A 14771-nucleotide genomic window follows, 5' to 3' on the forward strand; every position below is an offset into this window, starting at 1 on the left:
CATCAGTTCATGATCATGAGTAGAACTTGTGATCATCCGTATTTAAATGAGTTTGTCTCAGCATGTCCTGAGTGTCGACAATGGCTCCCATCGAACACATTGGAGTTTTTTGTCATGGCACTGGCCCATTCCCTTGGATTTCCGCGCATTGGTCGCGACCGTGAACTGAAGAAAGCTCAAGAAGCCTTCTGGAAAGGTGAATTGGACGAGGCGGGCCTGCGTGTCGCGGGCCGCGAGCTGCGCAAGGCGCATTGGGCATTGCAGAAGAAAGCCGGTGTCGAGCTGTTGCCGGTCGGTGACTTTGCCTGGTACGACCAGGTCCTGACCCACTCGCTGATGTTCGGCGTGATCCCGGAGCGCTTCCGTCCGCACGACGGCAAGGTGTCCCTGCAAACCCTGTTCGGCATGGCTCGCGGCGTCAGCGACAGTTGTTGCGGCGGAGCGCATGCCCAGGAAATGACCAAGTGGTTTGATACCAACTACCACTACCTGGTGCCGGAGTTCAGCGCCGACCAGCAGTTCCAGCTCGGTTGGGATCAGCTCTTTGAAGAAGTCGAAGAGGCGCACGCGCTGGGTCACACCGTCAAACCCGTAGTGATCGGGCCGTTGACTTACCTGTGGCTGGGCAAGGCCAAAGGTGGCGATTTCGACAAGCTCGACCTGCTCGAACGCCTGCTGCCGTTGTACGGCCAGATCTTCCAGCGCCTGGCTGCCCAGGGCGTCGAGTGGGTGCAGATCGACGAGCCGATCCTGGTCCTGGATCTGCCGCAGGAATGGAAAAACGCCTTCGAACGCGCTTATAACCTGATCCAGCGCGATCCACTGAAGAAGCTGGTCGCCACCTACTTCGGCGGCCTGGAAGAGAATCTTGGCCTGGCGGCCAATCTACCGGTCGACGGCCTGCACATCGATTTGGTCCGTGCGCCGGAGCAATACCCGACCATCCTCGATCGCCTGCCGGCCTACAAGATCCTCTCGCTGGGCGTGGTCAACGGCCGTAACGTCTGGCGTTGCGACCTGGAAAAAGCCCTGGCGGTGTTGCAACACGCCAATGAGCGCCTGGGCGATCGGCTGTGGGTCGCGCCTTCCTGCTCGCTGTTGCACAGTCCGGTAGACCTGGGTCGTGAAGACCAGCTCGACGCCGAACTCAAGAGCTGGCTGGCCTTTGCCGTGCAGAAGTGCGAGGAAGTCGCGATACTGGCCCGTGCCGTCAATGAGCCCGAAGCCGCCCCGGTACTGGCAGCCCTGGCCCAAAGCCGCACGGTTCAGGCCGGCCGTGCCGCTTCGCCGCGTATCCACAAAGCGGCTGTGCAGGCTCGCGTTGCCGCCATTACTGCCAAGGACAGCCAACGCCACTCGGCATTTGCCAGTCGTATTGAAAAGCAGCGGGTCGGGCTGGATCTGCCACTGTTCCCGACCACTACCATCGGTTCGTTCCCGCAAACGACGGCCATCCGACTGGCGCGTCAGTCGTTCAAGCAGGGCAAGTTGAATGAAGCTGAATACACCGAGGCGATGCAGAGCGAGATTCGCCATGCCGTGCAAGTGCAGGAACGCTTGGGACTGGATGTGCTGGTACACGGTGAAGCCGAGCGTAACGACATGGTCGAGTACTTTGCCGAACAACTCGACGGTTATGCCTTCACCCGTTTTGGCTGGGTCCAGAGCTACGGTTCCCGTTGCGTGAAACCGGCGCTGATCTTCGGCGACCTGAGCCGTCCGAAAGCCATGACCGTGGAGTGGATCCGCTATGCCCAGGGTCTCACCGACAAAGTGATGAAGGGCATGTTGACCGGCCCGGTGACCATGCTGATGTGGTCCTTCCGCCGTGACGACGTGTCCCGCGAAGTGCAGGCCCGGCAACTGGCCCTGGCCATTCGTGACGAGGTGGTGGATCTGGAAGCCGCCGGGATCAAGATCGTGCAGATCGACGAGGCCGCGTTCCGTGAAGGTCTGCCGCTGCGCCGGGCGCAATGGCAGCACTACCTGGATTGGGCCACCGAGGTCTTCCGTCTGTGCGCCTCCGGCGTGCGTGATGAAACCCAGATCCATACCCACATGTGCTACAGCGAGTTCAATGACGTGATCGAGTCCATCGCGGCGATGGATGCCGACGTCATTACCATTGAAACCTCGCGTTCGGACATGGAACTGCTGGAGGCGTTCGAAGCTTTCGCTTACCCGAATGAAATCGGGCCTGGCGTCTACGATATTCACTCGCCGCGGGTGCCGGATGCCTCGGAGATGGCCAACCTGCTGCGCAAGGCCGCCCAGCGGATTCCCGCCGGGCGCCTGTGGGTCAACCCGGACTGTGGCTTGAAAACCCGTGGCTGGGCGGAAACCGAAGCGGCCTTGGTGCACATGGTCAGTGCTGCTCGCCAACTGCGTAAAGAACTGGCCTGACACGCCAGTCGATGTTTCCCGGCCCGGAATTCCGTTGGGCAGAATTCTGCCCCGGGCCATTTTCGGCGGCCTGCTGTTGATGCTGGGCGATCTGTTTCGTCGGCGTGGAGCAGGGCGCCATTGTACTCATGGCGTTTGCCGCTTCCCTGTTCCGTCCATTCCAGAGCCTTGCCAGTCAGTGCGCGAGCGGTTTTTTTGAGTCCGGCACCAATTTGTGTCGAAACTGAAATAAATAGCAACAATTCGTTGACGTCATGGTTTTGTCTGTCTAGCATCGCGCCATTATTTTGCTATCAAGCTTGCTTCGAGGGATCGAACATGTCTCAACTCGTCTTCGGGACGAGGCTGTGTCTTGCGTTGTTGTGCATTTGTGCCCTGAATACCGCTCACGCTGCCCCCCCGACCCCCGGTGACACCGACTTGATTCGTGATCGCCAGGACCGCCTGCTCGAAGAGCAGCGTCGCCGTCTCGAAGAGCTCAAGGACCTGCCCGGTAAAGCCGCGGCCCCAGTGGCGCCGACGGCCCCGGCCGATACCCGTTGTTTCCCGATCAAGAGCATTGACCTGCAAGGGGCCGACTCCCTGTCCGCGGGCGAGCGCGAACGCCTGCTCAAGCCTTACATTGGCCAGTGCCTGGGTGTGCCGCAGCTTAACGAGCTGCTCAAGGTCATCACTGATCGCTATATCGAAAAAGGCCTGGTCACCAGCCGCGCCTACTTGCCGCAACAGGACCTGTCCACGGGCAACCTGAAGGTGCTGGTGGTCGAGGGCAAACTCGAAGGCTTGAAGGGCGCCGACGGCAGCGGCCTGTCCGAGCGTGAACTGGCAATGAGCTTTCCGGGCAAGCAGGGCGAGTTGCTCAACCTGCGCGAGATCGAGCAGATGGTCGACCAACTGAACCGCCTGCCATCGAACCAGGCGCAGATGGAGCTGGCTCCGGGCAAGGAAGTCGGTGGCAGCGAGGTGCTGGTCAAGAACAACCCGCAGACGCCTTGGCGAGCCGGGCTGTCGCGTAGCAACGACGGGCAGAAAAGTACCGGTGAGCAGCAGATGGGGGCGAGCTTCGATTGGGACAGCCCGTTGGGCTTGGCCGATCAGTTTTCCCTGCGCGGTGGCCATGACATCGTCAGTACCCAGGAGAAGAACTCGCGCAACGCCATGCTCTACTACAATCTGCCGTTTGGCTGGTGGAACCTGAGCTACACCTACAGCGAAAGCGACTACCGCACCCAGCAGCAGGCCAGCGGTTTCAACTTCGAGTCGACCGGCGACAGCCAGAGCCACCAGGTGAAACTGGAGCGGGTGATCTACCGCGATGCCCTGAGCAAGACCTCGCTCAATACCGGCGTGACCTACCTGCGCACCAACAACTTTATCGAAAAGAGCAAGCTGGCCGACAGCAGCAACCGCCTGAGCGAAGCGCAGTTTGGCATCAACCATGGGCGGCGGATCGGCAGTGCCTTCGTCAACCTTGACCTGGGGATGCAGGACGGCATCAGTGCCTTCGATGCCCAGGACAATGTGCCGAACTTCAGGCCGGGCCTGGCTGACGCGCGTTATCGCAAATACACCGCCACGCTCAGCTACCTGCAACCGTTCAAGCTATGGGGCGAGTCGTTCAGCTTCAGCAGCCTGATGACCGGCCAGCGCAGCGATGACGTGTTGTTCAGCTCGCAGCGCATGAGCCTGGGCGGGCAATCCTCGATTCGGGGCTACAAGGATCAGACACTGTCCGGCGACAGCGGCGGTTACTGGCGCAATGACCTGCGCTGGAGCCGGCCGGTGACCTGGGACTGGTTGCAACCAGTGCTCTCCGAGTACGGCACCAGTATCGGTTACGACCAGGGGGTGATTCGTCATGGCCGCTACAGTGCCGAACAGCATGGACGCATGACCAGCGACTCGATTGAGCTGTTTGCCCGGGGCAAGCATCTCGCCGCGACCGTGACCTTCGCCAACTCCCTGGAACGACCAGCGCCGATCACCGAGCGTGAAGCACCGATCTATTTCCGTATGGACTTCTTCCTTTAATTCAACTTACCGCACTCGTTGCATTGAGAAATCGACATGGACGTTCGTCAGTTTGCCTTCCTGGCTCGGCAGCCTTCTGCTGCCCTGAAAAACCGTGAGCACTTCCTTGGCCTGCCCAAGCGCGGGCTGGCGCTGATCCTGGCGAACGCGATGTTCTGGCAGCCGTTGCTGGCCCAGGCGGACGGCATTGCGGTCAGCGGCGGTGGTACCACGCTGGGGCAGGCGGGCAATGGCGTGCCGATCGTCAATATTGCCGCGCCGAATGCCCAGGGGTTGTCGCACAACCAGTTCAGCGATTACAACGTCGGGACCAACGGGGTCATCCTCAACAACGCCACCGCGCGGACCCAGTCGACGCAGCTGGGCGGGATCATCCTCGGCAACCAGAACCTCAATGGCACCTCGGCCAATATCATCCTCAACGAGGTGAACGGCGCCAGCGCGAGCCAGTTACGCGGTTATACCGAAGTGGCGGGGCAGTCGGCCCATGTGATCGTGGCCAACCCCTATGGCATCAGTTGCAACGGTTGCGGCTTTATCAATACCCCGCAGGCGACCTTGACCACCGGCAAGGCGGTGATCAGCAACGGTCAGCTCACCGGTTATCAGGTTGATCGGGGCAGCGTGTCCATCGACGGCGCGGGCCTGAACGCCAGCAATATCGACCAGTTCGAAATCATCACCCGCTCGGCCAGGCTCAATGCCGAGATCAATGCGAAGAAGCTGGCAATTATTGCCGGTGCCAATGATGTGGATGCCAAGACGCTCAAGGCCACGGCGCGCGCGGCCAATCCGGCTGATGCGCCGCAACTGGCCATCGACTCCTCGGCGTTGGGCGGCATGTACGCCGGTGCCATCAAGCTGGTGGGTACCGAAGCCGGTGTCGGGGTAAAACTCGACGGCAAGATGGTTGCCAGCGGTGGCGATATCCAGCTCGATGCCAACGGTCATCTGAGCATGGTCGAGAGCGGGGCGAGCGGGGCGATCAATGTCAACGCCGCCAGTCTTGAAGCCAAGGGGCCGATGTACGCAGGTACAACCCTGGATGTTAAAACCCAGGGCGACCTGACCAGCCAGAACAACCTGGTGGCCAAGGACCGCATCACGCTCAGCAGTGGCGGTCAGTTGACCAACAACGGCATCATCGAGGCCGGGGTCAACGCCGATAAAACCCGCAATGCCCTCGCTGACGTCAGCATCAATGCACAGAACATCGTCAACAACGGCCAGAGCGTGATTGCCAGCCGCGACCTGAGCGTCACCGCCACGCAAACCCTGAACAACCAGGGCGGCACCTTGAGCGGTCAACGGCAAACCACCGTCAATACCGGCACCCTCGACAACCAGAACAAGGGCCGGGTTCTCGGCGCCGCCCGCCTGAACCTCACCGCGGATACCGTGCTCAACGCCCAGGGCGGCCTGATCAAAGGCCAGAACGCCGTGATCGCGACCCTCGGTCACTTGAACAACAACGCCGGTGAAGTCTCCAGCCAGGGCAATACCACGCTGATCCTCGGCTCCGTGGACAACCTCACCGGCCTGGTCATGGCCAATAACGTCCTGGATATCAGCGCCACGGGTGCGGTGAACAACCAGGGCGGCCGCCTCGGTTCGAACAATAGCTTCACCTTCAAGGGCCAGTCCCTCGACAACACCCAGAAGGGCCGTATCACTGCCCAGCAAAGCCTTGACCTGACCGCCACTCATCTCGATAACACTGGCGGCGCGGTCATCACCAACGGTCCGCTGAACCTGACCGCCGACACCGTGGACAACGCCACGGGGCGCATTTCCAGCCAGGGCGACCTGACCGCCAACGTCGGCACCTTCAACCAGCAAGATGGCGCGCTGGTCACCGATGGCAACCTGACCCTGACCGGCAGTAGCCTGGATAACCGCAACGCGGCGCTGATCTCGGCGAAAAAGCTGCTGACCTTGAACGTCGGCGCTATCGACAACCGCGCCGGGGAAATCTCCAGCGTGCAGGCGGTCAACCTCAACGGCCAGAGCCTGAACAACAGCGAAGGCGGCAAGGTGCTCTCGGATACCGCGCTGGGGCTGAAGGTCGCGCAGGTGATCAACCAGAGCCTGGGTCAGTTGGTCAGCCAGGGCAGCACCACGCTGACCGGCAGCAGCCTGGATAACAGTGGCGGTAGGTTGGGCGCGCAGTCGGGTCTGGTGATCACCCTCGACGGTGCGCTGACCAACCAGCTCGCCGGGCTGATCAGCAGCGAAGGTACGCTGACCGCTCATGCCGCCAGCCTGGATAACTCGGGTGGCGGTTTCTCCAGTGCCGGGCAATTGAGCCTGACCAGCGATGGCGCCTTGATCAACCAGGGTGGCCGGCTGGTCACCGACGGCGGCATCGACTTGCACAGTGCCAGCCTTGATAACCGTCTGAGCGGCACGATCAGCGGCCAAGGCCCGGTAGTGATCAGGACGGGCGCCTTCGACAACAGCCACAGCGGTTTCCTCAGCAGTGGCGACCGCCTGGACCTGACCGCCGCCCAACTGACCAACCAGAATGGCGGCCGTATCGGTGCCAAGGACCTGAGCGCCAGCGTCAGCGGCCTGGACCAGCAAGGCGGTTCGCTGAAAGGCGATGCATCGCTTACCCTGGATCTCAATCATGGTCAACTGAACAACCAGGGGGGGCTGATCAACGCACCTCTTCTGGTGCTGAACAACCTCAAGGGCGTCAACAACCAGGGCGGCGAAATCTCCAGCGCCCAGGCGTTCACCCTGGCCGCTGAAAGCCTGAACAATGACAACGGCAAGTTGCTGGGCAACCAGGCCCTGACCCTGCGTATCGACCAGGCCCTGAGCAATATCAAGGGCATGATCGCGGCGGCTTCGGTTGATGCGCACGTCGCCAGCCTGGACAACAGTGGCGGTACCCTGACCAGCCGCGCCGACCTGGGCCTGACCGTCGACGGTCAGTTGACCAACCAGAGCCAGGGACTGATCAACGCCACCACTGGCCTGACGATCAACAGTACCGGCATCAACAACCAGAGCGGCAGCCTGCTGGGCAGTGCCATCGCCCTCGACTTCGGTGCGGCAACAGGCGACCTGAACAACGCCGCCGGCCATATCACCACCGCTGGCAACCTGACGATCAACCATCTGCGCGACCTGAACAACCAGGGCGGTACGCTGACCAGTGCGCAAAGCCTCAATCTGACCGGGCGTACGTTGGACAACAGCAACGGCGGCAAGCTGATCAGTAACAATCAGTTGACCCTGAACGCTGCGAACCTGATCAACCAGAACGGCGGTTTGCTGTCCGGGTGGCAGGGCGTGACGATCAACGCCAATTCGCTCGACAACAGTAACAGCGGTACGGTTTCCAGCCGTAGCGGTAATGTCGATGTGACCCTCAGCGGCGCGTTGCTCAACGGCAATGCCGGGGCGCTGGCCAGTCAACAAACCCTGACCATCAAGGCGGGCAGTCTCGATAACAGCGGCGGTACCCTCTCCAGTGCCGGCGCTCAAAGCCTGACGGTCACCGGCCTGTTGAACAACGCCCAAGGTGGCCTGATCGACGCCGGCACGCTGCTGACGCTGAACGCCATGGCCCTGAGCAACAGCGGTACGGTCCAGGCGCAACAGGCGTTGAGCTTCACTGGCACCGACCTCGATAACAGCAACGGCACCCTGAGTAGCGGCGCCGGTGTCACCTTCGACCTGCTCGGCACCCTGACCAACACCCACGGCAAACTCTCCGGTGTCGGTCCGCTGCTGGTGCAACGCAGCACGCAGATCAACAACCAGGGTGGTGAGCTCTACAGCCAGGGCTTGATGAGCCTGTTCAGCGGAGGCCTGGACAGCAGCAATGGCGGTCTCGTCAGTGCCAACGACAAGTTGCTGATCACCTCGACGGGTGCGGTACAGAACGGCAATGGTGGCTTGATCGCCAGCCGTAACGGCGACCTGCAACTGACCGCTGCCAGCCTTGGCAACGGTAAAGGTTCGCTGCAAGGCAAGGGCGCGGTCAACCTCGACGTCAGCGGCGATATCGACAACCAGAGCGGCAAGGTGATCGCCCAGGACGGCACGCTGCTGGTCAAGGCCGCCAACCTCGACAACCGTGGCGGCGTGCTTTCCAGTGTCAGAAACTCGCTGGAAACCCGCATCGTCGGCGTACTGAAAAACGGCTATGACCTGAACAACAATCGTCAGGCCGGCAGCATTCAGGGCCAGGGACTGAACCTCAATGCCCTCGGCGGGTTCGACAACTACGGCGGCCGCATCGCCGCTCGTGCCGGCGATGTGACGCTGACCAGCGGCAATATCGACAACCGTAACGGCGGCCTTTATGCCAGCGGCCAGGTCAAGGTCAACGGCGGCAACTTCGATAACAGTGGCGACCTGGGAGGCCAGATCGCCGGCAGCCAGATCAGCCTGAACCTCGCGGGCGCCCTGAACAACCGTAAAGGCATTATTGAAAGCGATAACAGCCTTTCGATCACCGCTGCGAGCCTGGACAACCAGACCGGCCAGTTGCGTGCCCTTGGGGCCGACGGCAAAACGACGTTTGCTATTGGAGGTCTGCTTGATAATCGTAGCGGCACCTTGGAAACCGGCAATACCGACCTGGATCTCTATGCGGGTAGCTTCCTGAACCAGGGGGGCAGTTTGTTGCATGCAGGTCTTGGCACCTTCGCTATCTCCATGGCCAACCTCAGCAGTGCCGGCGGCACGTTGGTCACTCGTGGTGGATTAACACTCAATGCCGACAGTTGGACAAACAGCGCTGTGATCCAGGCCGGGCGGTTGACGGTCAACGTCAATAACTTGTACCAAACGGATAGCGGGCAATTGCTCGCGTCCAATAGCCTGGTGGGTAACGGCAGCAACTGGAGCAATGATGGCCTGATCGCCAGTGATGGCAGTGCCAGCCTGAACCTGAACGGTGCTTATGGTGGCCGTGGTCGGCTCAGCAGCCTGGGCTCACTGGGCCTGAAGGCGGGTCAGGTCAACTTGGGGAGCTCCTCCAGTATTGCCAGTGGCGGGGATGCTACGGTCAACATCGCCGGCCAGTTAAACAACGCCGGCCGGCTGACTTCCAGTGGCAACCTGAGCCTGACGGCGGCGGGCGTAAGTAATACCGGCACCTTGGGCAGTGGCAAGGAGTTGACGATAGCTACCGGGGGCTTGGTCAACGACCACGGCCTGATCTCCAGTGGCGGTGACATGCGATTGCTTGTTGCCAGCTTCACCAACAGCTATGCGCAGGTCTATAGCTTGGGCAATGTGCTGATTGCACGTGATCCGAGCCAGAACCAGGCGGATTTGCTGGACAACCGTTCCGGGGATATTCAAAGCGAAGGTAATCTGACGATTGCGGCGGCGACCGTAAATAATGTCAGGGATGTTCTGGAATATACCCCTCATGAAAAAAGCTCCACGAGCATTACTCAGCTTGATTGCAACCTGATCCCCGGTCCGGGTTGCGACCGCCGAAATTGGGGGGGGATCAATGGGTTATGGCGAGTCGATGAAGTCGATCGCCTGAGTGTGACCAGGAGTACTGCGGCTTCCAGCTTGACCAGTGGCGGCAACACCTTGATCAACGCCCAGACGCTGAACAACATCAGCAGCACCATCGCAGCCACGGGTAGCCTGACGGCCAATGCCTCCACGATTAACAACCAAGGGCTGCAACCTCAGGAAATCAAGACCAGCCGCTTCTTCTGGAACTACGTCGACCAAATTGGTCAGGCGACGCAAGCCGCGGCGCTCTTCAATGCGAAGAACAATCCAACACCTTCAGCTACGGTCAACGCGGATCTGAGTAATTTCCTCAGTTGGACCGGTGGCGGCCTGATCGGTCAATTTGGCACCACTACAACCACCAATATCGGCGGACAATCCTATGATGCCGTCATGCAGGCCGGCGGTAGTGTCAATCTCAATGCTGCCCAGAATATCAACAACAGTGTGATCCGGCCGTTTTACGAGTACGTTGCAGCCGGTCGTAACCTGGCCGACACAGGATCCGGAAGCCCTTATTCCACGCGGGTGACCATCAATCAGCAATTGCCGCCGAACCTGGCGCAACAGCAGGTCAATCCCGTCGCCTTGCCTGGTTTTACACTGCCAACGGGGCAAAACGGGCTATTCCGCCTGAGTGGGCAGGGCAGCAGTAACCCTGTGAACACGGGACCGCAGAGCTGGACGCTGGGTGGCGCCAGCCTGGGCGCCGCCCAACGACAACCGACACCGGGTGATCTCTCGGCCCCGAGTGCAGTCTCTGTCGGGTTGGCTGATCGTGCTCAGGGCAATCAGGGAGGGACGATTACGCGAGTGCAGGGTTTGCCTGACACCTCCGGAAAATCCAACCCGCAAAAGTATTTGATCGAAACCAATCCGGTGCTCACGGACCTCAAGCAATTCATGAGTTCTGACTACCTGCTGTCCAACCTGGGGTACAACCCGGACACCAGCGCCAAGCGCCTTGGCGACGGGCTCTACGAACAGAAGCTGATTCAACAGGCCGTAGTGGCCCGTACCGGCCAGCGTTTCATCGATGGTCAGACTTCGGATGACGGCATGTTCAAGTACTTGATGAACAACGCGGTTGCCAGCAAGCAGGCGCTCAATCTGCAGTTGGGTGTGTCCTTGACCTCCGAGCAGGTCGCGGCTCTGACCCATGATATTGTCTGGATGGAAAACGCAACGGTGAACGGCGAGCAGGTCCTGGTGCCGGTGCTGTACCTGGCCAATGCCAACAACCGGTTGGCGCCCAACGGTGCATTGATCCAGGGGAGCGATGTGACTCTGATCGCTGGTAAGGACCTGAACAACGCCGGAACCTTGCGGGCCAGCAGTAACTTGTCGGCAACGGCGGGAAATGACTTGGTCAACAGTGGACTGCTGGAAGCAGGCAATCGCCTGGATGCCTTGGCAACCCATAACCTTTCCAACAAGAGCGGCGGCATTATTGCTGGACGTGACGTGAGTGTCATGGCCGTCACGGGGGACGTCATCAACGAGCGTACGGTGACGACCCATGCCAGCAGCGATGGCCGAATGAACGGACGCACCGACTTTATTGACAGCGCGGCGCGTATAGAAGCAGCCAATGATCTTGTTCTCAAGGCGGGTCAGGACATTTCCAACCAGGGCAGTGTCCTGAAGAGTGGGCGTGACACGGTTCTGACGGCAGGGCGCGATGTGAATATCAGTTCGGCGCAGCAGATCAGCAGCAATCAAAACCCCAATCGTGCCGATAAGCAGATCATTCAGAATGGCTCCAGCGTCACCACTGGACGCGACCTGAGCATCAGTGCTGGACGGGATATCAGCAGTGTCGCCAGTCATATCGACGCAAAACGCGATATTTCCATGGGGGCGACAGGGGACCTGACACTGTCGTCAGCCGCCAATGAAAGTGATTCCAGTGGTTGGTACAAGAGGTACCGGGCGGATGAGAAACATAGCAGCCAGGTAGCTTCCACCCTCAATGCGGGAGGCAACGTGTCCCTGAGTGCTGGCAAGGATCTGGCGTTGGTGGCCAGTCAAGTGAGCGCAGCCAACGAAGCTTATCTGTCTGCTGGCGCGAACCTTACACTTCAGACCGCTGAAAATCGGGATTACAGCTTTTACACCAATACCTGGAAGAGCTCCTCGAGTAAAAAGACCCGCCTGGATGAGGTGGCGAGCACGACCAACGTGGCCAGTGCCGTGACCAGCGGCTCCAAGACCACACTGGGGGCGGGCAATGACCTGATGGTCAAGGGCAGTAGCGTGACCTCGACAGGGGCGGTCAAACTGACAGCCGGTAATGATGTACAGATTGTGGCCGTTACCGACACGAGCAGTGCCCGGCATGAGAGCAGCAAGAGTAAAAGCAGTTGGCTAGGGTTGAAGTCGAGCAAATCTGAGGATCGAGTCTCTGAAGCACAAACGAAAGCTGTCGGTAGCCTGATCTCGGGCGATAGCGTGGAAGTGACGGCCAAGCGCGATGTGGCCGTGACGGGGTCGGCCGTAGCCAGCATGCAGGATCTGACGGTGCAAGCCGGCCGTGACCTGACCATCACCGCCGCGCAAAATACCTCCACTCGCGATGAAATGCACAAGGAAAAGAACCGCGACCTGACCGGCATACTGACCGCCAACAAGTTGGGGATCGATGACATCACCGGTAACCAGAAGCTGTTCATCAACAGCGCAAGCCATAATGGCCAGAAGTCCGAAACCACCTTGAGCGGCAGCACCCTGGGGTCGGCCCACGGCAACGTCAACCTGACGGCTGGCCGAGAACTGGCGGTCGTGGCCAGCGATCTGATCAGTACCAAGGACATGACCCTGACCGGCTCCAACGTGACCATCGCCGCAGGTATGGAAAGCTCGAGCGAAACCAGCAAGGACAAAACCGCCAGCCTGGGTGTCGGGCGGGTGATGGGTGGTTCGGTGATTGATACGTTCAACACGCTCTACAACCTCAAGGACACGCTCAAGTCCGTCGAGGCGATCGAGGACCCTCGGCTTCGTGCGGTCAAGGAGGCGCAGTTAGGGTTGAAACTGTCGGATACGGCGAGCGGACTCGGTCGCATGGACCTTGATCTCGCCACCCAGATCATGAACTACGGTGACAAGACGGGCGGGAAGGGGTCATTGATAAAAATCGGTACGGAGTTGGCGAACTCCCATACGAGAAGCAGCAGCGAGACCGAGACCCAGACCGCCCACCAAAGCTCGATCAATACAGGTCAGACCCTGAAGATTGTTTCGACCGGCGCGTCGGCGGGCACGGCTGGAGATATCCATGTGGTGGGCAGTAACTTGAAAGCAGGCTCCACGGTACTGGATGCAAAAAACAACATCATCCTGGAGAGTGCGCAAAACACCAGGCAAAGCACCAGTGACACCAGCAACAGCCGGACGGCTATTGGTGTCAGTTTCAACCTGGGTGAGCAGAACGGTTTCACCCTCGATCTGGGGGCAAAAGTGGGGTTGGGCAAGGGTGACGGCAATTCCGTAACCCAGGTCAACAGCACGCTGCAGACCGGCAACCTGACGCTGAATAGCGGAAAGGACACGACGCTGGCTGGGGCTCAAGTCAAGGCAGACACCATCAACGCGGTGATTGGCGGCGACCTCAACATTGCCTCGCGGCAGGACTCGGAGAAACAAACCACCAAGAAGACCGATGCGGGGTTCGGGGCGAGCATCTGCGTTCCGCCGTTCTGCTACGGTGCTACGGCCGGTCCTAGTGCCAGCGCCTCCCTGGATCTCTCCAACAGCAAGCTGAACTCCGACTACAAGGCAGTGAAGGATCAAAGTGGGCTGTTTGCAGGCAATGGTGGCTACAACATCAATGTCGGTAATAACACCACGCTGCAAGGGGCGGTGATCGCCAGCGATGCTAGTGCCGACAAGAATCTACTGATTACCGATCGCCTGATCACCAGAGACATCAAGAACAAGAGCAACATCGACAGTCAGAGCGCATCAATATCGTTGTCAGGGTCGTATAACGGCGCGAAAGGTTTTGATGGCGGCGTCAAAAGCGGCATGCCCTTGGCGATGGGAGAGTCCGATAGCAGCAAGACTCGTAGCGCGGTGAGCGAGGGTACGGTCATCGTCCGTGATGCCGCGGGTGCTTATGATCTGGTTGGGCTAAACCGCGACACCGCCCACGCCAACGAGGCGTTGGACAAACCGAGCGAGAAAGCCCTGAATGACCGGATCGATCTACTCAACAGCTCCATGGCGCTGACCGGGGATATTGTGAACCGGGTGGCCGATGAGGCGAAAAAAGATGCAGAGAATAAGGTCAACTTTGCCAAAACGCCTGAAGAGAAAGCGGATGCAGAGCGTATTTACAAGGAAGTGGCTGCCAGTTGGGAGGCAGGTGGCGAGAAGCGCGTAGCGACCAATATCGCCACCGGGCTGATTGGAGCGGCACTGGGTGGCGCAAGTGGATTGACTACCCTGGGAATTGTTGCCAATAAAACGGCTGACGACACTAAAAAGCATATCGCCGATTACGCGGACACGCAGTATAAAGCTGCCAAAGAGGCCAAGGATCCCGCTACTGAAGCCGCTTGGGCTGAAGGTGGAACGGCCCGGCTGGTGCTGGAGATGTTGGCCGGTGCTGCCCAAGGCTTGTCGGGAGGAGCGGTGTCTGCCGGAGAGGGGGCTCTGGGCGCCGGTGCGAAAGCTGCGGATTGGCAATCTATCAAGAAAAAGATTGTCGAATCGCCCATGGCCAAAGACGTCAAGGAAGCGGTGTTGTCGGCGATCGAGCCGCTGATGACAATGGCCGAGAGGTGAGCCTTTGTCTGGTCCTGAAACAGGGTGGTACCGTTTCAGGGCCGGGCTTGCCG

The 14771-nt window shown here is 59.9% G+C and carries 3 protein-coding genes; all 3 read left to right on the top strand.

What is annotated here, in order from left to right; genetic code table 11:
- Positions 1–114: 114 nt before the first annotated feature.
- The 3 genes from metE to M5B96_RS29190 all read left to right on the top strand — a co-directional run bounded on the left by metE (position 115) and on the right by M5B96_RS29190 (position 14718).
- Entirely contained in the window at positions 115–2403 is a 2289-nt protein-coding gene (gene metE / locus M5B96_RS29180; protein WP_248800388.1) for a 5-methyltetrahydropteroyltriglutamate--homocysteine S-methyltransferase, read from the top strand.
- 318 nt (positions 2404–2721) lie between these two features.
- Entirely contained in the window at positions 2722–4434 is a 1713-nt protein-coding gene (locus M5B96_RS29185; RefSeq protein ID WP_248800389.1) for a ShlB/FhaC/HecB family hemolysin secretion/activation protein, read from the top strand.
- 36 nt (positions 4435–4470) lie between these two features.
- A complete protein-coding gene (locus M5B96_RS29190) occupies positions 4471–14718 on the top strand; it encodes a hemagglutinin repeat-containing protein (protein ID WP_248800390.1) in 10248 nt (3415 codons plus the stop codon).
- Positions 14719–14771 lie beyond the last annotated feature (53 nt).

Source organism: Pseudomonas sp. MWU13-2105 (genome assembly GCF_023242315.1).
Lineage (GTDB): Bacteria > Pseudomonadota > Gammaproteobacteria > Pseudomonadales > Pseudomonadaceae > Aquipseudomonas.

Coding starts and splice junctions, on each gene's coding strand:
- metE (WP_248800388.1), top strand. CDS start 115: ATGGCACTGGCCCATTCCCTTGGATTTCCGCGCATTGGTCGCGACCGT.
- M5B96_RS29185 (WP_248800389.1), top strand. CDS start 2,722: ATGTCTCAACTCGTCTTCGGGACGAGGCTGTGTCTTGCGTTGTTGTGC.
- M5B96_RS29190 (WP_248800390.1), top strand. CDS start 4,471: ATGGACGTTCGTCAGTTTGCCTTCCTGGCTCGGCAGCCTTCTGCTGCC.